The sequence below is a fragment of the Streptomyces sp. NPDC048825 genome (assembly GCF_043198355.1).
Lineage (GTDB): Bacteria > Actinomycetota > Actinomycetes > Streptomycetales > Streptomycetaceae > Streptomyces > Streptomyces xiangluensis.
Map to the genome: position 1 here is coordinate 992,194 of NZ_JBICUR010000001.1, position 23,819 is coordinate 1,016,012.

Annotated in this window: 26 protein-coding genes, 1 tRNA gene and 1 pseudogene; 7 read left to right on the forward strand and 21 right to left on the reverse strand. The window is 69.0% G+C overall.

Annotated elements, in window-relative coordinates:
* Positions 1-2: 2 nt before the first annotated feature.
* The 4 genes from ACGFNK_RS04600 to ACGFNK_RS04615 all read right to left on the reverse strand — a co-directional run bounded on the left by ACGFNK_RS04600 (position 3) and on the right by ACGFNK_RS04615 (position 3,535).
* On the reverse strand, positions 3-893 hold the full coding sequence (locus ACGFNK_RS04600) for a DUF1707 domain-containing protein (protein WP_393411897.1): 891 nt from the start codon (positions 891-893) through the stop codon (positions 3-5).
* Positions 894-903: 10 nt separating this feature from the next.
* The gene (locus tag ACGFNK_RS04605) at positions 904-1,869 is read right to left on the reverse strand and encodes an ATP-binding cassette domain-containing protein (RefSeq protein WP_393411899.1); all 966 of its coding nucleotides are present in this window, start codon (positions 1,867-1,869) and stop codon (positions 904-906) included.
* 39 nt (positions 1,870-1,908) lie between these two features.
* Complete coding sequence (locus tag ACGFNK_RS04610) at positions 1,909-2,673, reverse strand: ABC transporter permease (protein ID WP_393412172.1); 765 nt, start codon at positions 2,671-2,673, stop codon at positions 1,909-1,911.
* A 61-nt stretch (positions 2,674-2,734) separates the two neighbouring features.
* Positions 2,735-3,535, reverse strand: coding sequence for an ABC transporter permease (locus ACGFNK_RS04615; protein ID WP_393412174.1), 801 nt, complete (start codon positions 3,533-3,535; stop codon positions 2,735-2,737).
* 212 nt (positions 3,536-3,747) lie between these two features.
* On the opposite strand from ACGFNK_RS04615, the gene ACGFNK_RS04620 reads away from it, so the two are divergent.
* Positions 3,748-6,132: a transglycosylase domain-containing protein gene (locus tag ACGFNK_RS04620; protein ID WP_393412176.1), complete on the forward strand. Its 2,385-nt coding sequence runs from the start codon at positions 3,748-3,750 to the stop codon at positions 6,130-6,132.
* On the opposite strand, the gene ACGFNK_RS04625 is transcribed toward ACGFNK_RS04620, so the two are convergent.
* Both ACGFNK_RS04625 and ACGFNK_RS04630 read right to left on the reverse strand, forming a co-directional pair.
* Positions 6,133-6,474: a co-chaperone GroES gene (locus ACGFNK_RS04625; RefSeq protein WP_328828255.1), complete on the reverse strand. Its 342-nt coding sequence runs from the start codon at positions 6,472-6,474 to the stop codon at positions 6,133-6,135.
* A gap of 82 nt (positions 6,475-6,556) precedes the next feature.
* Positions 6,557-6,937, reverse strand: a complete 381-nt coding sequence (locus ACGFNK_RS04630; RefSeq protein WP_386353481.1) for a DUF3618 domain-containing protein — start codon at positions 6,935-6,937, stop codon at positions 6,557-6,559.
* Positions 6,938-7,071: 134 nt separating this feature from the next.
* Between ACGFNK_RS04630 and bcp the strand changes: the two genes are divergently transcribed.
* On the forward strand, positions 7,072-7,539 hold the full coding sequence (gene bcp / locus ACGFNK_RS04635; protein ID WP_393411901.1) for a thioredoxin-dependent thiol peroxidase: 468 nt from the start codon (positions 7,072-7,074) through the stop codon (positions 7,537-7,539).
* A gap of 44 nt (positions 7,540-7,583) precedes the next feature.
* Positions 7,584-7,667: transfer RNA gene (locus ACGFNK_RS04640), tRNA-Leu, on the forward strand.
* 62 nt (positions 7,668-7,729) lie between these two features.
* Here ACGFNK_RS04640 and rdgB read toward each other — a convergent pair.
* The 4 genes from rdgB to ACGFNK_RS04660 all read right to left on the reverse strand — a co-directional run bounded on the left by rdgB (position 7,730) and on the right by ACGFNK_RS04660 (position 10,258).
* Positions 7,730-8,332: an RdgB/HAM1 family non-canonical purine NTP pyrophosphatase gene (gene rdgB / locus ACGFNK_RS04645; RefSeq protein ID WP_393411903.1), complete on the reverse strand. Its 603-nt coding sequence runs from the start codon at positions 8,330-8,332 to the stop codon at positions 7,730-7,732.
* Positions 8,333-8,412: 80 nt separating this feature from the next.
* Complete coding sequence (locus ACGFNK_RS04650; protein ID WP_393411905.1) at positions 8,413-8,817, reverse strand: hypothetical protein; 405 nt, start codon at positions 8,815-8,817, stop codon at positions 8,413-8,415.
* A gap of 156 nt (positions 8,818-8,973) precedes the next feature.
* Complete coding sequence (gene rph / locus ACGFNK_RS04655; RefSeq protein ID WP_386352238.1) at positions 8,974-9,711, reverse strand: ribonuclease PH; 738 nt, start codon at positions 9,709-9,711, stop codon at positions 8,974-8,976.
* Positions 9,712-10,024: 313 nt separating this feature from the next.
* Positions 10,025-10,258 (reverse strand): glucose PTS transporter subunit EIIB, encoded by a 234-nt coding sequence (locus ACGFNK_RS04660; protein WP_393411907.1) that lies wholly within the window; start codon positions 10,256-10,258, stop codon positions 10,025-10,027.
* 473 nt (positions 10,259-10,731) lie between these two features.
* On the opposite strand from ACGFNK_RS04660, the gene ACGFNK_RS04665 reads away from it, so the two are divergent.
* Positions 10,732-11,982, forward strand: a complete 1,251-nt coding sequence (locus ACGFNK_RS04665; protein ID WP_393411909.1) for a PTS transporter subunit EIIC — start codon at positions 10,732-10,734, stop codon at positions 11,980-11,982.
* Positions 11,983-12,083: 101 nt separating this feature from the next.
* On the opposite strand, the gene ACGFNK_RS04670 is transcribed toward ACGFNK_RS04665, so the two are convergent.
* The 8 genes from ACGFNK_RS04670 to clpS all read right to left on the reverse strand — a co-directional run bounded on the left by ACGFNK_RS04670 (position 12,084) and on the right by clpS (position 17,898).
* Complete coding sequence (locus tag ACGFNK_RS04670) at positions 12,084-12,836, reverse strand: MBL fold metallo-hydrolase (protein WP_393411911.1); 753 nt, start codon at positions 12,834-12,836, stop codon at positions 12,084-12,086.
* Positions 12,837-13,260: 424 nt separating this feature from the next.
* Positions 13,261-14,211, reverse strand: a complete 951-nt coding sequence (locus ACGFNK_RS04675) for a PLP-dependent cysteine synthase family protein (RefSeq protein ID WP_393411913.1) — start codon at positions 14,209-14,211, stop codon at positions 13,261-13,263.
* A gap of 17 nt (positions 14,212-14,228) precedes the next feature.
* Positions 14,229-14,507 (reverse strand): MoaD/ThiS family protein, encoded by a 279-nt coding sequence (locus ACGFNK_RS04680; RefSeq protein WP_386352223.1) that lies wholly within the window; start codon positions 14,505-14,507, stop codon positions 14,229-14,231.
* 114 nt (positions 14,508-14,621) lie between these two features.
* Positions 14,622-14,717 (reverse strand): putative leader peptide, encoded by a 96-nt coding sequence (locus ACGFNK_RS04685; protein WP_020270288.1) that lies wholly within the window; start codon positions 14,715-14,717, stop codon positions 14,622-14,624.
* Between the two features lie 79 nt (positions 14,718-14,796).
* Entirely contained in the window at positions 14,797-15,219 is a 423-nt protein-coding gene (locus tag ACGFNK_RS04690; RefSeq protein ID WP_393411915.1) for a Mov34/MPN/PAD-1 family protein, read from the reverse strand.
* A 74-nt stretch (positions 15,220-15,293) separates the two neighbouring features.
* Complete coding sequence (locus tag ACGFNK_RS04695; protein ID WP_393411917.1) at positions 15,294-16,724, reverse strand: amino acid permease; 1,431 nt, start codon at positions 16,722-16,724, stop codon at positions 15,294-15,296.
* 238 nt (positions 16,725-16,962) lie between these two features.
* A complete protein-coding gene (locus tag ACGFNK_RS04700; RefSeq protein WP_393411919.1) occupies positions 16,963-17,568 on the reverse strand; it encodes a DUF2017 domain-containing protein in 606 nt (201 codons plus the stop codon).
* Between the two features lie 12 nt (positions 17,569-17,580).
* Complete coding sequence (gene clpS / locus ACGFNK_RS04705) at positions 17,581-17,898, reverse strand: ATP-dependent Clp protease adapter ClpS (RefSeq protein WP_328771263.1); 318 nt, start codon at positions 17,896-17,898, stop codon at positions 17,581-17,583.
* 177 nt (positions 17,899-18,075) lie between these two features.
* Between clpS and ACGFNK_RS04710 the strand changes: the two genes are divergently transcribed.
* Together ACGFNK_RS04710 and ACGFNK_RS04715 are read left to right on the forward strand one after the other, a co-directional pair.
* Positions 18,076-19,404 (forward strand): nicotinate phosphoribosyltransferase, encoded by a 1,329-nt coding sequence (locus ACGFNK_RS04710; RefSeq protein WP_393411921.1) that lies wholly within the window; start codon positions 18,076-18,078, stop codon positions 19,402-19,404.
* A gap of 186 nt (positions 19,405-19,590) precedes the next feature.
* The gene (locus tag ACGFNK_RS04715) at positions 19,591-20,175 is read left to right on the forward strand and encodes a nicotinamidase (RefSeq protein ID WP_386352208.1); all 585 of its coding nucleotides are present in this window, start codon (positions 19,591-19,593) and stop codon (positions 20,173-20,175) included.
* Positions 20,176-20,224: 49 nt separating this feature from the next.
* Here the strand turns inward: ACGFNK_RS04715 and ACGFNK_RS04720 are convergent.
* Positions 20,225-20,551, reverse strand: a pseudogene (locus ACGFNK_RS04720) (hypothetical protein); the annotation flags it as partial.
* Between the two features lie 493 nt (positions 20,552-21,044).
* Between ACGFNK_RS04720 and ACGFNK_RS04725 the strand changes: the two are divergent.
* Positions 21,045-21,296 carry a hypothetical protein gene (locus ACGFNK_RS04725; RefSeq protein ID WP_386352205.1) on the forward strand — a complete coding sequence of 84 codons (252 nt, stop codon included), beginning with the start codon at positions 21,045-21,047 and terminating at the stop codon, positions 21,294-21,296.
* An 18-nt stretch (positions 21,297-21,314) separates the two neighbouring features.
* On the opposite strand, the gene ACGFNK_RS04730 is transcribed toward ACGFNK_RS04725, so the two are convergent.
* Together ACGFNK_RS04730 and ACGFNK_RS04735 are read right to left on the reverse strand one after the other, a co-directional pair.
* Entirely contained in the window at positions 21,315-21,950 is a 636-nt protein-coding gene (locus ACGFNK_RS04730) for an RDD family protein (RefSeq protein ID WP_393411924.1), read from the reverse strand.
* 118 nt (positions 21,951-22,068) lie between these two features.
* Positions 22,069-23,676, reverse strand: coding sequence for an RDD family protein (locus ACGFNK_RS04735; RefSeq protein WP_393411926.1), 1,608 nt, complete (start codon positions 23,674-23,676; stop codon positions 22,069-22,071).
* Positions 23,677-23,819: the final 143 nt, after the last annotated feature.

Genomic DNA, 23,819 nt, shown 5'->3' on the forward strand with positions numbered 1-23,819 from the left:
CTTCAGTCCCGCCCGCGACGCCGCTCGTCACGCTCCTCGTGACGAGCCCGTCGCCGCTCCTCCCGATGCTCCCGCATCAGCTCCCGATGCTGCTCCATCGCGTCCCGATGGACGGACCGGGCCTGATCCAACGCGTCCCGGGTCGCGGAGTGACCCATGTCCAGCGCGTCCCGGTGCGCGGAGGAGCTGCCCTCCAGCTCCTCCCGCTCCCCCTGGCGGCCGGCCTTCCGCTCCAGCTTCTCCTGACGCCGCTGCTCCTTGATCCGCTGCCGCTCCGCCCTGGTCAGTTTGCGTCTGACGCCGACGCCGCCCCAGAAGGCGAAGCCCGTCACGATCACGCGTGGCGCGCCGGGATCGCCGCGCACGCCCTCCTCGCGCTGGTCGAAGCCGCCCATGATCCCGATGCCGCGGACGACGACCTCGACGCCGGGCGGCACGATCACATCCAGGCCACCCATGATCGCGACGCAGTTGACGACGACCTCGCGGTCCGCGAAGTCCGCCTCACGCAGATCAATGGCGCCGCCGCCCCAGAACACGAACGAGTTGAACCGCTTCGGCACGGTCCAGCGCCCCTTGCGCTCGAACCCCGACATGATCGCGACGCCCCACTGCGACGAACCCTCACCCCCGACGATCCGTCCCGCCCAGTCACCCGACCCGGCGGGCTCCTTGACCATCGACACAGGAGAAGGCGGCGTCACTCCGGCGGCAGGCAGATCGCGGGTGATCGGCGCGAGTTCCCCGTACGTACGCGCCTTGTACGTCGCGTCGAGCCGTTCCTCGAACTCCTCCATGTCGAGGCGGCCCTCCGCAAGGGCGTCCCTGAGCACTTCGGCGACTCGTTCACGGTCTGTGTCTGACGCCCGCAATTCGGGGAGCTCTTCGGTCATATACCGAAGCCTACGAGGTTGCCTTCTCCGCGTACATGCGGCTGATGACGGCCTCGATGTCCGGTTCCCGCACCGAGAGGTCCACCAGCGGATACTCGGCGGCGATCCGCGCGACGAGCGGCGCCGCCGACGCCGAGGCCGGGAAGGCGAGCCACTGCCGGGGCCCCTCGACCTTCACCACACGCGCCATATCGACCTCGATGGGCGGCAGTTCGCGCTCCAGGTCCACCACCAGGGTGCGCTCGCTGTCGCCGATCTCGTGCAGCCCGGCGAGCGGGCCGTCGTACATCATGCGCCCGTGGTCGATGACCATCACCCGCGAGCACAACTGCTCGATGTCCTGGAGATCGTGCGTGGTCAGCAGCACCGTCGTGCCGCGCTCGGTGTTCACCTCCCGCAGGAACTCGCGGACATTCGCCTTGGAGACCACGTCCAGGCCGATCGTCGGCTCGTCGAGGTAGAGCACCTCCGGATCGTGCAGCAGCGCCGCCGCGATGTCCCCGCGCATCCGCTGCCCGAGGGAGAGCTGCCGCACCGGGACGTCCAACAACGCGCCGAGATCGAGGAGTTCGACGAGGCGGTCGAGGTTCTGCCGATAACGGCCGTCCGGGATGCGGTACATGCGGTGCATCAGCTTGTACGAGTCGATCAGCGGAAGGTCCCACCACAGCGTCGTACGCTGCCCGAACACCACCCCGATGCGGTGCGCGAGCCGCCTCCGCTCGCGGGACGGATCGATACCGGCGACGCGCAGCCGGCCCCCGCTCGGCGTGAGGATCCCCGTCAGCATCTTGATCGTCGTCGACTTGCCCGCACCGTTCGGCCCGATGTAGCCGACCATCTCGCCGCGCGCCACGGTGAAGGAGATCGAGTCGACCGCCCGTACCTCGTGCCGCTCCCGGCGCAGGAAGCCGGTCTTCTTGCGTACGTCGAAGACCTTCTCGACGCGGTCGAGCTCGATGAAATCGTCTGTCACGCCGTCTGCCGCACCATGTGCCACACCGTCTGTCACTGACTAACTCCCTGTACTCCGGTACGAACGAAGTCCTGCCCGCCACACCACACCGGCCAGCGCACAGCACACCCCGGCTACGAGCGGCGACATGAACGTCACCCACGTCGGCAGGTCGAGCGGATACGGCCGCTCCAGCACATAGGACGCGGGCAGCCAGTTGACGAAGGCGAGCGGCAGCACGAAGGTCACCCCGCGCACCAGATCCTTTCCGAACAGCGTCGGGGGGCGTTGCAGCATCGTGGTGCCGCCGTACGTGAACGCGTTCTGCACCTGGGCCGCGTCCTGCGCCAGGAACTGGAAGGCCGCGCCCGCCACGAAGATCGCCCCGAAGATCACCGCGCCGCTCACCAGCATCACCGGCACCAGCAGCGCCTTCGGCGCGGTCCAGTCGACGTCGACGGCGAACAGCGCCCAGCCCAGCACCAACGACCCCTGTACGACCCGGCCGAAGCGGCGCAGCGGGAACTGGTCCGCGGCGACCTGGGCGAGCACCGGGACGGGGCGTACGAGCAGCGTGTCGAACGACCCGTCGCGTATCCGGGTGCCGAGGACCTCACTCGAACCGAGCAGCAGGTCGGTGATCCCGAACGCCGTCACGGACAGGCCGTACAGGAAGGCCACCTCGGGCAGCGTCCAGCCGCCGAGCGAGTCGACCTGCGAGAACATCAGCAGGATCCCGACGAAGTCCAGCCCGGACAGCAGCAGATTGCCGAAGACCGTGATGACGAAGGAGGTGCGGTAGGTCATGCCGGCCCGGATCCACATACCGACGATCAGCAGGTAGGCCCGCAGACCGTCCGTGACCCTGGAGGCGACCTCGGAGGTCTCACCCACCCTGCACCACCACCCGCCGCGTCGCCGCCGACTGCAACAGCCGCCCCGCCGCCAGCAGTGCCACCGCCCACGCCGCCTGGAAGACGAACGCCCCGAGCGGGTCGGCCTCCCCCATCAGCACATCCGCCGGAATCTGGAGCTGCGCGGCCCACGGCAACGCCTGGATCACGTCACCGAGCCCGCCCGGGAAGGCGTTCAGTGGCAGTGTCATGCCCGAGCAGAAGATGCCCGTGACCATCAGTGCCTGAGTGACGCCCCTGGCGTCCATGAGCCAGAACACGCTCAAGGCCGCCAGATAGCGGAGCCCGAAGCTGACGACCGCCGCCAGCAGCAGCGCGACCAGGAACGCCGCCCAGGTTCCGAAGTCCCCCGGCAGGGCCATCGGGAAGAACAGCGCACCGAAGACGAACGGGATCACACCCCGCCCCGCCAGCTGGAACAGCGATCGCCCCAAGTCGCTCGCCAGCCACCACAGTTGGAGATCGGCCGGCCGGTACAGATCGATCGCGATCTCACCGGTACGGATGCGTTCCATGAGCTCGGTCTCGAAGCCTCCGCCCTGGATGGCCAGCGCCGCGAACAGCGCCTGCCCCAGCCACACATAGGTCACGGCCTGCGCCTGGTCGTACCCGCCCAGATCCGGTCGCTCGTCCCACAGCGCCAGATACGTGTACACGAGGATCAGCCCGAACACGGTGTTGGTGAAGACGCCCGCCGCCGTGGCCACCCGATACGTCGCGTACCGCCTGAAACTCCCCACCGCGACGGCCACGTACAACCGCCCCGCGCCCACAACCACACCCCTCCCCCGCACCCGCCCGCCAGACACCGAAGCGCAGGAGCCTAGCCCCCGCGCCGTACCCCGTGCCAGGCATTTTCTGTGACCAAAGCGTGTGCCTCGTGCAGGGAACGGAACGCACGGTGCGAGAGTCTTCAACAGAGGGCAACAGGGAACGAAAGATGGCGTACAGGAACGTACGCCGCGAAACGGGAGTCCGGCACGACATGAGCGACCAGCCGCAGCCGCAACAGCCGAGCACCGCGCGCCTGAGGCGACGCACCGGCTGGCGCCGGCTGATCCCGACCTGGCGGATGGTGCTCGGCACCTTCGTCGGCGTGCTCCTCCTGCTGATCGGCCTGTTCGCGCTCGGCTACTTCCTGGTCGAGATCCCCGCGGCGAACGCGTCCGCGATGAAGCAGAGCAACGTCTACCTGTACGCGGACGGCAGCCGGCTCGCCCGCGACGGCGAGGTCAACCGGGAGAACGTCACCCTCGCCCGCATCTCCAAGGACACCCAGCACGCCGTGCTCGCCGCCGAGGACCGCGGCTTCTACTCCGAGTCCGCCGTCGACCCCCAGGCGATGATCCGCGCCGCCTGGAACACCGTCACCGGCAAGGGAAAGCAGTCCGGCTCGACGATCACCCAGCAGTACGTCAAGAACTACTACCTGGCGCAGGAGCAGACGGTCACCCGGAAGATCAAGGAGTTCTTCATCGCCATCAAGCTCGACCGCGAGGTCAGCAAGGACGAGATCTTCGAGGGCTATCTGAACACCAGCTTCTTCGGCCGCAACGCCTACGGCATCCAGGCTGCCGCCCAGGCCTACTACGGCATCGACGCCAAGGACCTCACGGCCGCACAGGGCGCGTACCTCGCGTCGCTCCTCAACGCCCCCAGCGCGTACGACGTGACCGCGCACCCCGAGAACAAACCGGCGGTCGTGGACCGCTGGAACTACGTACTCGACGGCATGGTCAAGGAGAAGTGGCTGACTCCCTCGGAGCGGGCCTCACTGAAGTTCCCGACACCCAAGGAGGCCAAGGGCTCCGCCGGACTGTCCGGGCAGCGCGGCTATCTCGTGCAGGCCGTCAAGGACTACCTGACCGGCAGCGAGATCATCGACGAGGACACCCTCGCCACCGGCGGCTACCGCATCACCACCACCATCCAGAAGGACAAGCAGAACGCCTTCGTCAAAGCCGTCGACGACCAGGTGATGGACCAGCTCGACAAGAAGAACCGCAAGATCGACCGCAACGTCCGTGCCGGCGGCGTCTCCATCGACCCGGCCACCGGCAAGGTCGTCGCGATGTACGGCGGCATCGACTACACAAAGCAGTACGTCAACAACGCCACCCGCCGCGACTACCAGGTCGGCTCCACCTTCAAGCCCTTCGTGTTCACCTCCGCCGTGCAGCACGGCTCGACCACGCAGGACGGCCGCCTCATCACCCCGAACACCGTCTACGACGGCACGAACCAGCGGCCCGTGGAAGGCTGGCAAGGCGGCACATACGCCCCCGAGAACGAGGACCAGGCCTCCTACGGCCCGATCCCGGTCCGCGAAGCCACCGACAAGTCCGTCAACGCGGTGTACGCACAGATGGCCGTGGACGTCGGCCCGGAGAACGTCCGGCAGACCGCTCTCAACCTGGGCATCCCCTCCTCCACCCCCGACCTGACGGCCTCCCCGTCCATCGCCCTCGGCCCGGCCACCGCAAGCGTCCTCGACATGGCGGAGGCGTACGCCACGCTCGCCAACCACGGCAAGCACGGCCGGTACTCACTCGTCTCCGAGATCACCAAGGACGACCAGGACGGCACCGAGGGCGCCGTCGCGCTGCCCTCCCGCGAGACGGGCGTCCGGCAGGCCGTCAGCCGCGAAGCCGCCGACACCACAACAGCCGTCCTGCGGGGCGTCGTCGAGGGCGGCACCGGCACCGCCGCCCAGGCCGCGGGCCGACCCGCCGCCGGAAAGACCGGCACCGCGGAAGAGGACCAGGCGGCCTGGTTCGCCGGCTACACCCCCGACCTCGCCACCGTCGTCGCCATCATGGGCCAGAACCCGAAGACGGGCGCCCACACCCCCCTGTACGGGGCACTCGGCCAGAACCGCATCAACGGCGGCGGCTACCCGGCACAGATCTGGGCCCAGTACACCGAGGACGCGCTCGAGGGCACAGAGGTCAAGGACTTCGACCTCCAGATCCAGGAGGGCGCGGACGAGCAGGAACTCCCGACGGAGGAGCCCTGGGAGGAGCCGCCGTGGGACAGGGGCGAGGAGGACGACGGCGGCACGACGGACGGGCGGGACGGACCGGGCGGGCCGGGCCGCACGGACGGCGGGAACGGGGGTGACGGGAGCGACGGTGGGACGACCACCGGCGGCGAGGAGACCCCGATCGAGCCTCCGGCCCCGACAGACCCGGACCAGCCGAGCGGCGGAACGTCGACCGACGGCGGAACCACAGACGGGGCCGAAGGAGGAGAGCCCACGACCGGCGGCACGACCGACGGAGGCACGTCGACGGACGGCGGCACGACGGACGGCGGCGGGCTCACGTCGGGCAGGACGGACGGCGGCGCGACGTTCAGAAGCGCCGAATAGCTACAGGTACAAGCCGGTCGAGTCCTCGGAGCCCTCGAACCGGTCCGCCGCCACCGCATGCAGATCGCGCTCGCGCATCAGCACGTACGGGACGCCCCGCACCTCTACCTCGGCACGGTCCTCCGGGTCGAACAGGACACGGTCGCCCGGCTCCACGGCCCGTACGTTCTGCCCGACCGCGACGACCTCGGCCCAGGCGAGCCGACGGCCCACCGCCGCGGTCGCCGGAATCAGGATGCCGCCACCGGAACGGCGCTCGCCCTCGGTGGTGTCCTGCCGCACGAGCACACGGTCGTGCAGCATCCGGATGGGCAGCTTGTCGTGATGGGTGTTCGCACTCACGCTCTTGAACCTACCTGGCTTTGCGCGGCCCGTACGCGGGCGGGGTCGGCGGAGACCGTACGCATGCGGGATCCGACTGGTGTCAGCGCTTGCGGAGCCGGGAACCCGAGGAACCCCGCCGGGAACCCACGGCGCCACGCCGGGAGCCCACGGCGAACAGCCCGACGACCCCGACCACCACCAGAGCAACCGGCACGATGCGCTCGAGCCGCGGCGCGCCGTCCTCGTTCACCAGCTGGCCCCTCACATCGCTGACCATGCGGTTCACGCCGACGTAGGCGCGGCCGAGGGTGTGGTCGATGTTCGAGACGACCTTGGCCTTGGCGTCGCCGACGATCGTCTTCGGGTGCACCCGCGCGCCGATCTCGTCGAGCGTCTCGGCGAGGGTCTCGCGACGGCGCTTGATGTCCGCCTCGATCTGCGCCGGAGTTCTGATGTCCGGCGTGCTCGACGTATCCGACACCGCGCTGCCTCCATGGTCGTATGTGGTCATCTGTCCTGGCCGACAGTCTGTCAGCTCCGCTCACCGGACACCCCCCGGGCACCCCTATTACGCTCGGGTCCGTATCCACCACCCCGCAAGGAGACCGAACCGAGATGAGCGAGCGACTCCAGCCCGGCGACACCGCCCCCGCCTTCACCCTGCCCGACGCCGACGGCAACGAGGTCTCCCTGGCCGGCCACAAGGGCCGCAAGGTCATCGTCTACTTCTACCCCGCCGCCCTCACCCCCGGCTGCACCAAGCAGGCCTGCGACTTCACGGACAACCTCGACGTCCTGGCATCCGCCGGCTACGACGTCATCGGCATCTCCCCCGACAAGCCGGAAAAGCTGGCCAAGTTCCGTGAGAAGGAGTCCCTCAAGGTCACCCTGGCCGGCGACCCCGACAAGACGGTCATCGAGGCCTACGGCGCCTACGGCGAGAAGAAGAACTACGGCAAGACGTACATGGGCGTCATCCGCTCCACGGTGATCGTGGACGAGGAGGGCAAGGTCGAGCGCGCCCTGTACAACGTGCGGGCGGCCGGCCATGTCGCGAAGATCATCAAGGACTTGGGGATCTGAGGTCCGGCGCGGGCCGTCCGGCCAGTAGCATGACCGGACGGCAGGCGGCCGTGGTGGAACTGGCAGTCACGCTGGGTTTAGGTCCCAGTGGGGTAACACCCGTGGGGGTTCGAATCCCCCCGGCCGCACAGACGAGAAGGGCGCGCACCATCCCGGTGCCGCGCCCTTTGTCGTACGCACCTGAAGGGTCTCAGCCCAACAACTCCCGCAACACCGGCACCATCCCCCGAAACGCCTTCCCCCGATGGCTGATCTCGTTCTTCTCCTCGGGGGACATCTCCGCGCACGTCCGCGTGTCCCCGTCCGGCTGGAGGATCGGGTCGTAGCCGAAGCCGTGGGTGCCGACCGGCGCGTGGCGGAGGGTGCCCCTCAGGCGGCCCTCGACCACGCGTTCCGTTCCGTCCGGGAGGGCCAGGGCGGCGGCGCAGGCGAAGTGGGCGGCTCGGTGTGGGTCGGGGATGTCGCTCAGCTGGTCGAGGAGGAGGGTGAGGTTGGCTCGGTCGTCGCCGTGGGAGCCGGACCAGCGGGCGGAGAAGATGCCGGGGGCGCCGCCCAGTACGTCGACGCAGAGGCCGGAGTCGTCGGCGACGGCGGGCATGCCGGTGGCCTGTGCGAGGGCGTGGGCTTTGAGGAGGGCGTTCTCGGCGAAGGTGACGCCTGTTTCCTTGACGTCGGGGACGTCGGGGTAGGCGTCGGCGCAGACCAGGTCGTAGTGGAGGTCGGCGGCGGCGAGGATCGCCTTGAGCTCGGTGAGCTTTCCGTGGTTGCGGGTGGCGAGGATCAGGCGGGTCATGGCTCTCACAGTAGTCACGTCACCGGTGGGGGGCGCTCCTCTCGTTGAGGGCGCCCCCCGTTCCGTAACCGCTGGATCATCTACGAGGTGCAGACCTTCGTCAGCTCGCCGGCGGCGTCCGTCACCGGGCTGACGTCCGGTGTCTCGTCGCCGTTCTGGATCGCCGTACGTACGTTGATCACTGCCTCGCGAAGATCTTCGGTCGCCTTGTTCACGTCGGTGTCTTCGGTCTTGTCACCGATCTTGTCGAGGTTCTTCTCGATGGAGTTGAGCGCTTCGTCGGTCTGCGTCGGGTCGTTCGCCGCGTTCTCGACGGCCTGTCGGAGGTCGGTGACGCTGTCGGCGATGGCGTCGGCGGTCCTGGCGCAGTCCAGCGCCTTGTTGACGGCGTCGCAGCCGGTGGTCAGCCCGGCGGTCAGCGCTACGGCTGCCACTGCGGCGGCGATGGTGATACTGCGACGTCGCGGGCGTCGGCTCGCGGCCATGGAACGGTCCTCCCGTTGCTTCAGGCCCTAGGGGGGCCGTGTGGTACGGCGGGCGTACGGCGGTGCGCCGTACGCCTGTACTGCTAGGGACGCGAGGACGGCTGCCGTGGTTGCCAGCGGCGTACGGCCCTCCTTGGTGCGGACTTGACGCGTCCTTTACCTTTCGAGGACCGTATCAAGCGCCTTGCGCTGTGCGACAGCGAGTTCTGCGCAGCCCGAAACGGCAAGGTCGAGCAGGGAGTTGAGCTCTTCGCGGGCGAAGGGTTCGGCTTCCGCGGTGCCCTGGACCTCGACGAAGCGTCCGTCGCCGGTGCAGACGACGTTCATGTCGGTGTCGGCGCGTACGTCTTCCTCGTAGCAGAGGTCGAGCAGGGGTACGCCGCCGACGATGCCGACGGAGACGGCACTGACGGTGCCGGTGAGGGGCTGACGGCTGGCCCTGATGAGCTTTTTGCCGCGGGCCCAGGAGATGGCGTCGGCGAGGGCGACGTAGGCGCCGGTGATGGCGGCGGTGCGGGTGCCGCCGTCGGCCTGGAGTACGTCGCAGTCGAGGACGATGGTGTTCTCGCCGAGCGCCTTGTAGTCGATGACGGCGCGCAGGGAGCGGCCGATGAGGCGGCTGATCTCGTGCGTACGGCCGCCGATCTTGCCGCGTACGGATTCGCGGTCGCCGCGGGTGTTGGTGGCGCGGGGCAGCATGGAGTACTCGGCGGTGACCCAGCCTTCGCCGCTGCCTTTGCGCCAGCGCGGGACGCCTTCGGTGACGGAGGCGGTGCAGAAGACCTTGGTGTCGCCGAAGGAGATGAGGACGGAGCCCTCGGCGTGCTTGCTCCAGCCGCGCTCGATGGTGACGGGGCGGAGCTGCTCGGGCGTGCGGCCGTCGATTCGTGACATGGCGATGAGCCTAGCCGCAGATGGTGGAGGGACCGCCTCCGGTAACGGAGATGGTCCCGGTCCCTCACCGGGGCGCGCGGGCCGACTTCGGGCGTTACCGGAGGGGACGGTGAGCCCGCGGGGACGGCCAGCGGGGGACGGCCCGCGGGGCGGCCCGCAGGCGATGGCGGGTTCGGTGGGCTGGATGGACTCCGCGGGTCAGGGTGGGCCCGGCGGATCCGGTGAGCCGCCGTCGCGGTTGGGCAAGCCCGGCGGGCCCGCCGTTCCGGCGAGGCCCGCTGATCCCGGCGAGCCCACCGAGTGGTTCGGGCGCTTACATCATGTCCTCGATGTCCGCCGCGATCGGGTCCGCGTCCGTGCCGATGACGACCTGGATCGCCGTGCCCATCTTGACGACGCCGTGGGCGCCGGCAGCCTTCAGTGCGGCATCGTCGACCAGGCCCGGATCGACGACCTCGGTGCGCAGTCGCGTGATGCAGCCCTCGACCTCTTCGATGTTGTCGATGCCGCCGAGCCCGGCGACGATCTTCTCAGCCTTGGTGGCCATTTGTTCTCCCTGATGTCAAAAAGGACGCGTTCTCGGGGCCGGGACGCGACTCGTCGCGGGGAGCGTGCCGCGCGCAATCTCGTGCAGCGGGTCCGCGACAGCACATTCTTACGGCACTGGTCTACACCACATGGCGGGGGCAGCGAAACCCGGTCGGCCAACCATCGGACGAACCGACAGGCATCACATGCCGTTGACCTCGACACAATGCCGACGAAGTGTCCGGGGGCGGGGCGGTCGACATCGGACCGGAGCGCCACTCAAGGGGCCACACAGGCAAGGAAGTTGACGCTCTTATGGTGGTGATGGGTGCTCAGACGGGCACGTGCGGTAGGAGCGTTTGCGTCAAACATCACCATTTGATCGGTATTTCCAAGGTGACAAATTGACGGGTTCCTTATCTGGCCTTCACCGTGCTACAACATGGTCTACACCACTGAGTGGTGTAGACCAGCCCGCCCATTGGAGGCACCATGAGCACCGCCACAGCCACGGCGGCCCCCGCTAAGAAGTGGGGATCCGGCCTGTTCCAGGGCCTGCAGAAGATCGGCCGCAGCCTGCAGCTCCCCATCGCCGTGCTTCCGGCGGCGGGCATCCTGCTGCGCCTCGGCCAAGCCGACGTGTTCGGCGCCGACGGACTCGGCTGGCCCAAGGTCGCCTCCGTCTTCGCGACCGCGGGCGGCGCCGTATTCGACAACCTGCCGCTGCTCTTCTGCATCGGCGTCGCGATCGGCTTCGCCAAGAAGTCGGACGGCTCCACCGCGCTCGCCGCGCTGGTCGGATTCCTCGTCTACAGCAACGTACTCAAGGCGTTCCCGGTCACCGAGGCCAAGGTCCAGGACGGCGCGGACATAGCCGCGACCTACAACAACCCCGGTGTCCTCGGCGGCATCATCATGGGTCTGCTCTCCGCCGTGCTGTGGCAGAAGTTCCACCGCACCAAGCTGGTCGACTGGCTCGGCTTCTTCAACGGCCGCCGTCTGGTCCCGATCCTCATGGCCTTCGTCGGCACCTTCATGGGCGTCTTCTTCGGGCTGGTCTGGGAGCCGATCGGCGAGGTCATCTCCGACTTCGGCACGTGGATCACGGGCCTCGGTGCCTTCGGCGCGGGCCTGTTCGGTCTGATCAACCGCGCGCTGATCCCGGTCGGCATGCACCAGTTCGTGAACTCCGTCTCCTGGTTCCAGATCGGCGACTTCCAGAACGCCGCGGGCGAGGTCGTGAACGGCGACCTGAACCGCTTCTTCGCCGGTGACCCGACCGCCGGACAGTTCATGACGGGCTTCTTCCCGATCATGATGTTCGGTCTGCCGGCCGCCGCCCTCGCCATCGCGCACACCGCCCGTCCCGAGCGCCGCAAGGCCGTCACCGGTCTCATGGTCTCCGTCGCGCTGACCTCCTTCGTCACCGGTGTCACCGAGCCGATCGAGTTCGCGTTCATGTTCATCGCCCCGCTGCTGTACGTGATCCACGCGGTGCTCACCGCCCTGTCCATGGCGATCACCTGGGCGCTCGGTGTGCACGCCGGCTTCACCTTCTCGGCCGGCGCGATCGACTACGTCCTGAACTGGAATCTCGCGACCAGGCCATGGCTGATCATCCCGATAGGCCTGGTCTTCGGTGCCGTCTACTACACCCTCTTCCGCTTCACCATCGTCAAGTTCAACCTCACCACCCCGGGCCGCGAGCCCGAGGAGGAGGTCGAGGACCTGACCAAGGCGTAATCCCGCCCGTCCCCGCGGAAAGGCCCCCTCAGCCACTCGGCTGAGGGGGCCTCCGTACGCCCGTACGGATGGGCCAGGGCCGTGCTGACGCGCCGGAGGGGCTAGATCTCGTACGTCACTCGCGGCGCCGCCAGTTCCACCGGGCCCGTGTACGTCTCGCGGGCGTCCGCGAGGTTGACCTGGGGGTCCGTCCACGGCGGGATGTGGGTGAGGACGAGGCGACGGGCGGCGGCGCGGGCGGCGATCTCGCCCGCCTCGCGGCCGTTGAGGTGCAGGTCCGGGATGCACTCCTTGCCGTGAGTGAACGCGGCCTCGCACAGGAACAGATCGGCGTCCCGGGCGAGTTCGACGAGCGGGTCGCATACGCCCGTGTCCCCGGAGTACGTGAGCGTCCGGCCGCCGTGCTCGATGCGGATGCCGTACGCCTCCACCGGGTGGCTCACCTTCTCCGTGTGAACCGAGAACGGGCCGATCTCGAAGGAGCCCGGCTTGACCGTGTGGAAGTCGAAGACCTCGCTCATGGAGGAGGCGCTGGGGGTGTCGGCGTAGGCAGTGGTGAGGCGGTGCTCGGTGCCCTCGGGTCCGTAGACCGGGATGGGGGCGGCTCGGCCGCCGTCGTGCCGGTAGTAACGCGCCACGAAGTAGGCACACATGTCGATGCAGTGGTCGGCGTGCAGATGGCTGAGGTAGATCGCGTCGAGGTCGTAGAGACCGCAGTGGCGCTGCAGCTCGCCAAGGGCACCGTTGCCCATGTCGAGGAGCAGCCGGAAGCCGTCGGCCTCGACGAGGTAGCTCGAGCAGGCCGATTCCGCGGACGGGAACGACCCCGAGCAGCCGACGACGGTGAGCTTCATAAAGCAGAAACCTCCGCTGGCGGGGAGTGAAGACGGGGGTCGTGCGGTCCGTCGAGCGTAAGGCGCAAAACCTCCGGTCGCTCCTCCGTAAGGGGGTCTTGTGGGCGAACTCACCTGCGGAGTCACTGGTTCGGGGGTGGTTCGCCCCCGCCGCCCTTGCCCGTCCCATACCAAGGGGCTCCGCCCCTGGACCCCGCTGGGGGCTGCGCCCCCAGACCCCCATCGGCCTGAACGGCCTCGTCCTCAATCGCCGGACGGGCTGATGGATGCGGGCCTGCGCCGACAAAGTTCGGCCGCGGAAAATCAGCCCCTTGGGGGTCCCCCCAGCGGTAGCTGGGGGAGTGTGAGGAGCGGGGGTCCGGGGGCTGGCCCCGGGATGGGACGGGTAGGGGCGGCGGGGGCGAAACAACCCCCCAGCGCACCCCTACGCCCAGAGTTGCCCCTGCAGCCTCTCGATGGCCTCCTCCGTCGTCGCGGCCGTGTAGACGCCCGTCGACAGGTACTTCCAACCGCCGTCGGCGACGACGAAGACGATGTCGGCGGTCTCGCCGGCCTTCACCGCCTTCTTGCCCACACCGATCGCGGCGTGCAGCGCGGCCCCCGTGGAGACGCCCGCGAAGATCCCCTCCTGCTGCAGCAGCTCGCGCGTGCGCGTCACCGCGTCGGCGGAGCCGACCGAGAAGCGCGTGGTCAGGACGGAGGCGTCGTACAGCTCGGGGACGAAGCCCTCGTCGAGGTTCCGGAGCCCGTACACGAGGTCGTCGTAGCGCGGTTCGGCCGCGACGATCTTGACGTCCGGCTTGTGTTCGCGGAGGTAGCGGCCGACGCCCATCAGCGTGCCGGTCGTGCCGAGGCCCGCCACGAAGTGGGTCACGGAGGGGAGGTCGGCGAGGATCTCGGGGCCGGTCGTCGCGTAGTGGGCGCCCGCGTTGTCCGGGTTGCCGTACTGGTAGAGCATCACCCAGTCCGGGTGCTCGGCCGACAGCTCCTTGGCGACGCGTACGGCCGTGTTGGAGCCCCCGGCCGCGGGGGACGGGGTGATCTCGGCGCCCCACATGGCCAGCAGATCCCGCCGCTCCTGCGAGGTGTTCTCGGGCATGACGCACACGATGCGGTAGCCCTTGAGCTTGGCGGCCATGGCCAGGGAGATGCCGGTGTTGCCGCTCGTGGGTTCCAGGATCGTGCAGCCGGGCGTGAGGCGGCCGTCCTTCTCCGCCTGCTCGATCATGTGCAGGGCGGGACGGTCCTTGACCGAACCCGTCGGGTTGCGGTCCTCCAGTTTCGCCCAGATGCGGACGTCGGCGGACGGCGAGAGCCGCGGCAGGCGCACCAGGGGGGTGTTGCCCACCGCGGCCAGCGGGGAGTCGTAGCGCATCAGGGATCAGAGCCCGGTCAGACCATGCCGCCGGCTACGGCCGGCAGAATCGTCACGTTGTCGCCGTCGGTCAGCTTGGTGTTGATGCCGTCGAGGAAGCGGACGTCCTCGTCGTTGAGGTAGACGTTCACGAAGCGGCGCAGCTCGCCGCCGTCAACGATGCGAGCCTGGATGCCCGAGTGGCGGCTTTCGAGGTCGGTGAACAGATCGGCGAGGGTGTCCCCAGTGCCGTCCACCGCCTTCTGACCGTCGGTGTACTGGCGGAGGATGGTGGGGATGCGGACCTCGATGGCCATGGTTGCGGGCTCCTGTCGGAAGAAGTCAGGTCGGTGGGCGCGCGACAGCGCGGAAGAGCAAGGTGGTACGCAATAACCGCGCCGCGGCTCACGGCCGTACGGCGGCAGGCGGCATCAACAGATGGCGCTGGCGAGCCTGCACAGGTCGACGTGCAGCCGCGCCACGAGCAGCATGCCCGGCGTCTTGTCGCTCACGTCATGGAAAACCATGGGCTCATCGTATCGATTCCCGGTCCGGGTCCTGGAATGTGATCTCACATTGTGGATGATTTCTGCCCGCATCGCGGGATCAGTAGGTATCCACGACCTTGACCTCCTCCTCCGTGACCTCGCCCTCCACGATCCGGTACGAGCGGAACTGGAAGTCGCCGAGGCCGTCGGTGTCGGCGGTGGACACCAGCACGTAGTGGGCGCCGGGCTCATTGGCGTACGAGATGTCGGTGCGGGACGGGTATGCCTCGGTGGCCGTGTGGGAGTGGTAGATGACGACCGGCTCCTCGCCGCGGTCGTCCATTTCGCGGTACAGCTTGAGCAGATCGCCGGAGTCGAACTCGTAGAAGGTGGGCGAGCGGGCGGCGTTGAGCATCGGGACGAACCGCTCGGGGCGGTCCGAGCCCGCCGGGCCCGCGACGACGCCGCACGCCTCGTCGGGGTGGTCCTGGCGCGCGTGCGCGACGATCTGGTCGACGAGGGCCTGGGTGATGGTGAGCATGTCGGTCAGGATAAGCAACAGAGCAGCCCCGTACCGAGGAGTGGTACAGGGCTGCTCACATGCTGGGCGGCAGTTCAGCCGACCTTGGTCTTTTCGGGCTCCGGGTCGCGGCGCGCGGTGACCTCCGGGTTGCGGGACTTCAGCACGAGCCAGCCGATACCGAGGGCGGCCGCCCAGCCGGCCATGACGTAGAGGCTGACGCGGGCCTCGTGGTCGTAGGCGATGAGGCCGGTGACGAAGAGGAGGAAGACGATGGCGATCCAGCTGCCCGTCGCACCGCCCGGCGCCGGGAAGGAGGAGGCGGGCAGCCGGCCCGCGTCGACCGCGCGGCGGTAGCGGACGTGGCTGATCAGGATCATCAGCCAGGTCCAGATGCCGGCCCCGGTGGCGACGGAGACGACGTACTCGAAGGCCTTCTCCGGGACGATGTAGTTCAGGACGACACCGATGCCCATGAAGAGCACGGAGAGCCCGATCGCGAACGCGGGCGTCTTGCTGGCGGACAGCTTGTTGAAGGCCTTGGGGGCCTCGCCGCTGTCGGCCAGGGTGCGCAGCATGCGGCCCGTGGAGTACATGCCGGAGTTGCAGGACGACAGGGCGGCCGTGAGGACCACGAAGTTGACGATGCCGGCGCCCGCCGGGATGCCGATCACCGCGAAGGCCTTCACGAAGGGGCTGACGCCCTCCGCGAATTCCGTCCACTTCACCACGCACAGGATGACGGTGAGGGCACCGACGTAGAACAGCGCGATGCGCCAGGGCAGGGTGTTGATCGCCTTGGGAAGGGTCTTCTCGGGGTTCTCGGACTCACCGGCGGTGACGCCGACCAGTTCGACGGCGAGGTAGGCGAACATCACGCCCTGGAGGGTCATCAGGGACGAGCCGATTCCCTTGGGGAAGAAGCCGTCGAAGGCCCAGAGGTTGGAGACGGCTGCGGTGTCGCCGGCGGCGCTGAAGCCGAAGGTGAGGACGCCGAGGCCGATCACGATCATGCCGATGATCGCGGTGACCTTGATCATGGAGAACCAGAACTCGATCTCGCCGAACAGTTTCACCGAGATCAGGTTCGCCACGAACAGCACGACCAGGAAGACGAGCGCGGAGACCCACTGCGGGATCTCCGGGAACCAGTAGTTGATGTAGATCGCGGCGGCGGTCAGCTCCGCCATGCCGGTGACGACCCACAGCAGCCAGTACGTCCAGCCGGTGAAATAGCCGAAGAACGGGCCGAGGAACTCGCGGGAGTACTCCGCGAAGGAGCCCGAGACCGGGCGGTAGAGCAGCAGCTCGCCGAGGGCCCGCATGATGAAGAAGATGATGACGCCGGCGACGGCGTACATCAGGATGAGGCTCGGTCCCGCCTTGGCGATGTTCGCCCCGGCGTTGAGGAAGAGCCCGACGCCGATGGCGCCGCCGATCGCGATCATCTGGACCTGACGGCTGCCGAGCCCGCGTTCGTACCCCTCCTCGGCTACGTGCTCAGTGTCGACCTGCGCTGAGGTCATGAGTGGTGCGCCTTTCTCCAGACGTACAGGTGGTGTCCGCCGCGCGGTCGTGAAGATTTATCACGGCCGCCACTTTGATCACCTGTACATCATGTGACGCAGCACACACGGAGAAGCGGGCAAAGCTCACCTGGGAAGGCATAGGTGTCGAGCATGGTGACGTGATCGTTATCCGGATTTGAGCGTCCGCTGAGCGAACACAAAATCATCACATCTCCGGGCATATACCCGCCACGCCTCAGGGCATGAGCGTTTCGACGAGCGCCTCCTGGAGCCCGCCCAGCCAGAGATACGCCATCACCATCGGCTTGCGCGGATCGTCGTCCGGCAGCCGGTAGAGGAGGTCGGTGTCCTCCTCGTCGACGACGTCGAGCCGGGAGCCGATCGCGAGCCGCAGGTCGTTCAGAGCGCCCAGCCACTGCTGGGACTCCTCCGTCGACAGCTTGAGCACCGCCCCGCCCTCGCCGGCCGAGGCGAGCGCGTCCAGGGAGCGGATCACCGCAAGGGCGTTGTCCCGTTTGCCCGCGCGCAGGTCGTTCTCGGTGAAGCGGCGGAACTCCGCTGAGTACTGGCGCTGCTCCTCGGCCTGCTCGGCCGAGGCGGCCTCGACGTCGGGCCCGCTGTAGGCGTCGGGGAAGAGGCGTTGCAGTACGGGGTCGGCGGGCGGCTCGCTGGGACCCTCGGAGAACAGTTCGGCGAGCGGGTCCTCGGTGGCGTCCTCCGCGGGTCCGGGACCGATGAGCTCCAGGAGCTGAACCGCCAGGGAGCGGATGATGGAGATCTCGACCTCGTCGAGGGCGACGGCCGCGCCGCCGCCGGGGAGCGGTTCGAATTGTCCTGGCATGGAGTGAGTTCGCTACTTCCGGTCCTGCTGGAGGGTGGCCCACAGGCCGTAACCGTGCATGGCCTGCACATCGCGCTCCATCTCCTCGCGGGACCCGCTGGAGACGACGGCACGGCCCTTGTGGTGGACGTCGAGCATGAGCTTGGTGGCCTTGTCCTTCGAGTAACCGAAGTACGTCTGGAAAACGTACGTCACATAGCTCATGAGGTTGACCGGGTCGTTGTGGACGATGGTGACCCAGGGGACGTCCGGCTCTGGTACGGCGGAGACCTCCTCCGCCGACTCGGTCTTTTCGATCTCTAGAGGTGCGGGAGCCGTCACATGGCCCATGCTGCCACCAGAGGGGGGTAGGCGGCCAAACGGCCCCTCCAGAACCGCGAGCCCCAGAAATCGTCAGAGTGACGAGATTGGCGGTATCATCCGTTGCCATGCCGCATACACCGGGGGACGACCCCGGACCCCCGGCCGGCCCGGGGACACCGGAGAGTCATGTCGAGGAGAGCTTTCGTGGATGTAGCGGACCTGGGGCTGCCGGTGGATGTGCCATCGACGGCACTCTTCACGGATCACTACGAGCTGACCATGCTGCAGGGCGCCCTCGAGGGCGGCACCGCCGGGCGCCGTTCGGTCTTCGAGGTCTTCACGCGCCGGCTGCCGGAGGGACGGCGCTACGGGGTCGTCGCGGGCACCGGGCGGGTGCTGGACGCGGTCGAGAACTTCCGGTTCGACGCGGACGTCCTCGGTTTCCTGCGCGAGCGCCGCGTCGTGGACGAGCCGACCCTCGAGTGGCTGTCCTCGTACCGCTTCAGTGGCGATGTCTGGGGCTATCCCGAGGGTGAGGTCTACTTCCCCGGCTCGCCGATCCTGCGCGTGGAGGGCACGTTCGCGGAGTGCGTGCTCCTGGAGACGGTGATCCTGTCGATCCTCAACCACGACTCGGCGATCGCTGCCGCCGCCTCCCGAATGGCCTCGGCCGCGGGCGAGCGGCCACTGATCGAGATGGGCGCCCGGCGCACCCATGAGCTGGCCGCCGTGGCCGCCTCACGCGCGGCGTACGTCGGCGGCTTCACGACGACCTCGGACCTGGCCGCGGGCTTCCGCTACGGCATCCCCACCGTCGGCACCAGCGCCCACGCCTTCACGCTGTTGCACGACAGCGAGCGGGACGCCTTCCAGGCCCAGGTGCACTCGCTGGGCCGGGGCACGACGCTGCTGGTGGACACGTACGACGTCGCCGAGGCCGTACGGACGGCTGTCGAGATCGCCGGGCCCGAGCTGGGCGCCGTACGCATCGACTCCGGTGACCTGCTGCTCGTGGCGCACCGGGTGCGGCAGCAGCTCGACGAGCTGGGCGCCACCGACACGAAGATCGTCGTCACCTCGGACCTGGACGAGTACGCGATCGCCTCGCTGGCCGCGGCCCCCGTGGACGCGTACGGAGTGGGCACCCAGCTGGTGACGGGATCCGGCCATCCGACGAGTTCGATGGTCTACAAACTGGTCGCCCGTGCCGAGTCGGCGGATCCGAAGGCTCCGCTCGTGCCGGTGGCGAAGAAGTCGACGGGCGGCAAGACGTCCATCGGCGGCCGGAAGTGGGCCGCGCGGCGGCTCGACGAGGAGGGGGTCGCCGACGCCGAGGTGATCGGCACGGGGGCCGTCCCGGCGGAGCTGGCCGACCGTCAGCTGCTTGTCGAGCTGATAAAGGGCGGTGAGGTCGTCGCCCGCGAGCCCCTGGACGTCGTACGCGACCGGCATGCGGCTGCCCGCGCCAACCTGCCGCTGTCCGCGACCCAGCTGTCCCGCGGGGAGGCGGTGATCCCGACGGAATACGTCTGAGCACGCCCGCGTACGCCCGATACGTGCGCCCGGGTACGCCCGTTTACGTCTGTCGGGAGCGGAGCTCCGGACCGGGGTACCCAGGAATCAGCTCCGGACAGCCTTTCCCCGTGGGGGCATGAACAAGCGGGGAACGGGCAAGGCAACCGCAACATCAGCGCCCCTCAAGGGGGAAGGACACCGACCATGCGCCGCGCACTGATCGTCGTCGACGTGCAGAACGACTTCTGCGAGGGAGGCAGCCTCGCGGTGCCCGGAGGGGCCGATGTGGCCGCCGCGATCACGGAGCTGATCGGGCAGGCGCCCGCCGGCTACCGCCATGTCGTGGCCACGCGTGACCACCACGTCAACCCGGGCGACCACTTCTCCGAGAACCCCGACTACGTCCACTCCTGGCCCAAGCACTGCGTGGCGGGCACGGAGGGCGTGGGCTTCCACCCGAACTTCGCCCCGGCGGTCGCATCCGGCGCGATCGACGCGGTCTTCGACAAGGGGGCCTACGCCGCGGCGTACAGCGGCTTCGAGGGCGCCGACGAGAACGGCGTCACGCTGGCGGACTGGCTGCGCACCCGCCAGATCACCGAGGTCGACGTGGTCGGCATCGCCACCGACCACTGCGTCCGCGCCACCGCGCTGGACGCGGCCCGCGAGGGCTTCCGTGCGAACGTACTGCTCGACCTCACGGCCGGTGTGGCCGAGGAGACCACCGAGCGGGCCCTGGAGGAGCTGCGCGAGGCGGGTGTGGAGCTCACCGGGAAGCCCGTGGTTTAGCCGGTTTCGCAGCCTTGGAAGCAGCGGGCTTGGAAGGCTGGCCGGGAGGGGCCGTACGCCGCTTCAGGGCCCGGATCGGGCGCCACAGCTCCGTGGCGGTGGCGGTGGTGTCGCCGCCGGGGGGTGTGCGCCATATGAGGCCGTCGGGATGGTGCAGGACCGCGGTGATTTCGTCCGGGGTCGGCGGCTCGGCGTTGCCGCGCAGGTAGACCGCCCGCATGCCCAGGTTGCGCACCCGCGTCAGCGCGCGGGCCCGGTTCTGTGCGTGCACGAGGATGCGCACGCAACCGGTGCCGCCCATGGCGGAGGGGGTGGGCAGGTTCAACGCCACCACCACACTGCCGTTCGGCAGCTTGCAGAAACCTCCTGCGGCCACATCACACCCCCGTGAGAAACAGTGTCAATAAGAGAGCCACAGGACGCACCTAAACACGATCGGCCGCGACCCGCCAGAGGGTCACGATCGATCAAGCTTTGACCTGCGAGAATGTGGTTCAATTCGCCGCAGCCGAGACCTTCACCGTGATCGTCAAGCCATCGCAGGGCTCCTGCACGATCGCGATCTTGGCGTCGGTGTCAGTTAGCCGGTGCGGAGCACCACGAGGTTGGTGTACCGCTCAACCGGCGCGCCGCACCGTCCAGTTGGTGGACTCCATGATTCCGTGCGCCCCCTGTGCACCGGCACCGTGGGTTAGGTCACGCTTACCGCTCGTTCCACTCGGGCAGACAGCGGAATAGAGTCGGCTGGCGGCGCGCTGGAGATCAGCGGATTGCCAAGTCGACACCGTTGTTGTCGCCCCCTGATTCGTATCCGCATCCTCCCCCTTGGCGAGAGGCACGGGGGGAGACCCCCGACCCGAGGAACGCTCATGCCTCGTCCGACCGCCGCACAGCTCGCCTACGGCTCCTGCACCGTGATCTTCTCCACCCTCGCCATGCTGCTGCTGTCACAGACGAATTCGGGCCCGGGAATCGCGGTGGTCGCACTCTCCGCCCTCGCCCTCGGTCTCCTCGTGGCCATGACGGTGCCCGTCCCGAAGAAGCCGACGCCGGTCGCTGCGTCCGCCGCCCCGGAGCGTGTCGCCGAATCCGTTCCGGTGGCCAGCGGCAGCCGGCGCTGACCGCGCCGCTCGACTGGTTCAGCCGGTGCTGACCACCACGGTCTTCGCCGGCTTGTCGTGCAGGCCCTGCTTGTAGGGCTTGTCGAAGAAGCTCCAGCCACCCGTGATCGCGGTCCAGATGCACGCGCAGCAGAACGCGAACGGCAGCCAAAGGATCAGCGCGCGGATCAACGCGTTCTGCCAGGAGGGCGTCGAGCCGTCGTCGAGGTTCGCCACCCGCATGTTGAACAGCTTCTTGCCGAGGGTCTGCCCGTCCCTGGCGGTCAGGACGGTGTCGTACGCGACGTAGAGCACCGCGGCGATCAGGGACTGGCCGATGGACTCGCTGTACTCGACGGTGCCGCCGTCCGTGTCGTAGTCGGTGGCACCGAACGCCCATGCCAGCAGCCACGACACGGCACCCACCAGGATCATGTCGATGAGCCGCGCCAGTACGCGCTTGGGGCTGTCGCCGAGGGGCGGCATCCCGGCGAGGGGCTCGTTGCCGTACGGGCCGCCGCCGTAGGGGTCGCCCGCGTACGGCGGGGGTGTGGTGCCCCCGCCTTCCGAGCCCTCCGACGGGGTGTCGTACGGAGAGCCGCCGCCCTCGCCGGGTGGCGGCTGACGCTTCTTGAACGGATCGTCCTCCGAGGGAGGCGGCGGCTCGGTCGTCATGTCTCGAGTCGACCGCGAAGCACCCGGCCGCGCAATGGGCGGGGAGCCGTCCGGGCTATCGGTCGCAGAGGCTGACTCGTGCGTCGGCGGGTAGGTGGTGCGTGGGTCGGCTCGTGGGTCACCCGGCTACAAACGTGTGCGCCGCCTTGTCGTGCCAGCACTGGCGCCACGGGCGGTCGAACAGACCCCACAGGACACCCAGTGCACCGATGCCGAGGAGTCCGGGGACGCTGTAGACGAGCCAGCGGCGCAGGGCCGCGCCGAACGACGGGGGCTCGCCGCCCTCGATGTCCCGCACCTGGAGACCGCACAGCTTCTTGCCGAGCGTACGGCCCCACTTGGCGGTGGGCAGTGCCTCGTAGAGGACACCGAAGAGCAGCAGGACGGCGAGGACGATGCCGAGGTACGCGCCCGTGGTGCCGTCCAGCAGCCAGACCGTGACGGTCTCGCCGGACAGCTTGGCCGCGTCGATCTTGTCGTTGACGTGGTCGAGGGCCCTGGTGCCCAGCGGCACGGCAGCCGCGCCGGTGACGGCGACCAGTACGAGCGAGTCCACGAGCCGGGCGGCCAGCCGCTTGCCGAGCCCGGCGGGACGCGCGGAGGCCTGCGCCCGGGCGGCGGCCTGGAAGGGGTCCTCGGACACCGGCTTCCAGGGGACGACGGGCGGTTCGCTCTCGGCTCCGGCGAGGCGGTGCACCTGCTGGGCCCAGGAGGGCTGTCCACCGCCGACGCCCGCGGCCATGGGGGTGGACTGCTCGGGCGTGGAAGGGGTGGAGGGGGCGGACTGAGGGGCTGGGGAATTCGTGGACTGGGCGGGTACGGCGGGGCTCTGGGCGCCGGCCGCCGAGGCGGAGCCGCCCTGGGAGAGGCCCGCGCGGGCGGCGGCCGCGCTTCCCGCGGTCGAACCCGTCGTCGAGCCTCCTGAAGCCGTGCCCCCCACGGCGGTTCCTCCCGCGGTCGGGCCCGGGACCTGAGGGTCGCGCAGCTGCCTCTGCCGCGGAGTGACGGCACGGAACGCCATCGTGCCCTCGGAAGCGAGAGGGTTACGGGCGCTGGGGACACCGGAGACTCCGGCCCTGGGCCTGGGCGAGCCGGATCCGTGCGAGGCGTCCTGGGGCGAGGCGGACGGCTCCTCCTGAGAGCCCGCGGCCGGGCGCACCCGCCCCGTGGGCCTGCGGAACACCGCCGTGCCGCCGGAAGCCGGAGGCTGCGCGTCCTGGGCGCCCTGGGTGTCCCGGGGCCGGTCCTCGACCCGGTCCTCGGACCTGGGCGCGCGGAACGTGACCGTGCCGTCGGTGTGTTCGGACCTGCCCTCCGGCTGGGCCGGCTCGGACGGCAGTCGCGGATCAGCGGGGGATCCCCAGGAGACCCGGCGGTCCTGCTCACCGCCGAAACCGGTCTGCCGGGAGCGGTCGGCGCCCCACGCGGTCGCGGGCTCGGGGCGGCTGCCGTGCTGGGCTTCGGCGGGCGAGGGGGCCGCGGCGGGCGGGTCCTCGTCAAAGAAGTGCGGGCCCGTCTCCTCCGTGGTACCGGGACCTGTGACGGCCGGGGCCGAGCGGCCACCGGGTGGCGCCGGCAGCGATTCGCCGGCGGACGGCGCCGGTCGGCTGGTGCCGGGCACCCACGAGGCACCGTTCCAGTACCGGACATATCCAGGGATGGACGGATCCGGGTAATACCCTTCGCGGGGCCTGTCGTCGCCGGGGGCCGGGGTTGGGGCGCTCATGTCCGTCGGTCCCGTATCTGCTCGGGGGTCGTTTGGGGGATCCACATCTATCAGACCGGAGCAAGGGGCACGTCCGGTCCGCCAGTACCTACCCCGTTCGGGCAAGGTTCTGCCACGCCTTCCCGAATACCGGACGGTTTCAA

Excerpts from the sequence above, each read along its gene's own strand:
- ACGFNK_RS04600 (WP_393411897.1), bottom strand. The coding sequence starts at position 893 with ATGACCGAAGAGCTCCCCGAATTGCGGGCGTCAGACACAGACCGTGAA.
- ACGFNK_RS04715 (WP_386352208.1), top strand. The coding sequence starts at position 19,591 with ATGCGCCGCGCACTGATCGTCGTCGACGTGCAGAACGACTTCTGCGAG.
- rdgB (WP_393411903.1), bottom strand. The coding sequence starts at position 8,332 with ATGACCCGCCTGATCCTCGCCACCCGCAACCACGGAAAGCTCACCGAG.
- ACGFNK_RS04610 (WP_393412172.1), bottom strand. The coding sequence starts at position 2,673 with ATGTGGATCCGGGCCGGCATGACCTACCGCACCTCCTTCGTCATCACG.
- ACGFNK_RS04660 (WP_393411907.1), bottom strand. The coding sequence starts at position 10,258 with ATGGCCACCAAGGCTGAGAAGATCGTCGCCGGGCTCGGCGGCATCGAC.
- ACGFNK_RS04695 (WP_393411917.1), bottom strand. The coding sequence starts at position 16,724 with ATGACCTCAGCGCAGGTCGACACTGAGCACGTAGCCGAGGAGGGGTAC.
- ACGFNK_RS04665 (WP_393411909.1), top strand. The coding sequence starts at position 10,732 with ATGAGCACCGCCACAGCCACGGCGGCCCCCGCTAAGAAGTGGGGATCC.
- ACGFNK_RS04725 (WP_386352205.1), top strand. The coding sequence starts at position 21,045 with ATGCCTCGTCCGACCGCCGCACAGCTCGCCTACGGCTCCTGCACCGTG.
- ACGFNK_RS04685 (WP_020270288.1), bottom strand. The coding sequence starts at position 14,717 with ATGGTTTTCCATGACGTGAGCGACAAGACGCCGGGCATGCTGCTCGTG.
- ACGFNK_RS04690 (WP_393411915.1), bottom strand. The coding sequence starts at position 15,219 with ATGCTCACCATCACCCAGGCCCTCGTCGACCAGATCGTCGCGCACGCG.
- ACGFNK_RS04675 (WP_393411913.1), bottom strand. The coding sequence starts at position 14,211 with ATGCGCTACGACTCCCCGCTGGCCGCGGTGGGCAACACCCCCCTGGTG.
- ACGFNK_RS04680 (WP_386352223.1), bottom strand. The coding sequence starts at position 14,507 with ATGGCCATCGAGGTCCGCATCCCCACCATCCTCCGCCAGTACACCGAC.
- clpS (WP_328771263.1), bottom strand. The coding sequence starts at position 17,898 with ATGGGCCATGTGACGGCTCCCGCACCTCTAGAGATCGAAAAGACCGAG.
- ACGFNK_RS04620 (WP_393412176.1), top strand. The coding sequence starts at position 3,748 with ATGAGCGACCAGCCGCAGCCGCAACAGCCGAGCACCGCGCGCCTGAGG.
- rph (WP_386352238.1), bottom strand. The coding sequence starts at position 9,711 with ATGTCACGAATCGACGGCCGCACGCCCGAGCAGCTCCGCCCCGTCACC.
- ACGFNK_RS04730 (WP_393411924.1), bottom strand. The coding sequence starts at position 21,950 with ATGACGACCGAGCCGCCGCCTCCCTCGGAGGACGATCCGTTCAAGAAG.
- ACGFNK_RS04650 (WP_393411905.1), bottom strand. The coding sequence starts at position 8,817 with ATGGCCGCGAGCCGACGCCCGCGACGTCGCAGTATCACCATCGCCGCC.
- ACGFNK_RS04670 (WP_393411911.1), bottom strand. The coding sequence starts at position 12,836 with ATGAAGCTCACCGTCGTCGGCTGCTCGGGGTCGTTCCCGTCCGCGGAA.
- ACGFNK_RS04735 (WP_393411926.1), bottom strand. The coding sequence starts at position 23,676 with ATGAGCGCCCCAACCCCGGCCCCCGGCGACGACAGGCCCCGCGAAGGG.
- bcp (WP_393411901.1), top strand. The coding sequence starts at position 7,072 with ATGAGCGAGCGACTCCAGCCCGGCGACACCGCCCCCGCCTTCACCCTG.
- ACGFNK_RS04700 (WP_393411919.1), bottom strand. The coding sequence starts at position 17,568 with ATGCCAGGACAATTCGAACCGCTCCCCGGCGGCGGCGCGGCCGTCGCC.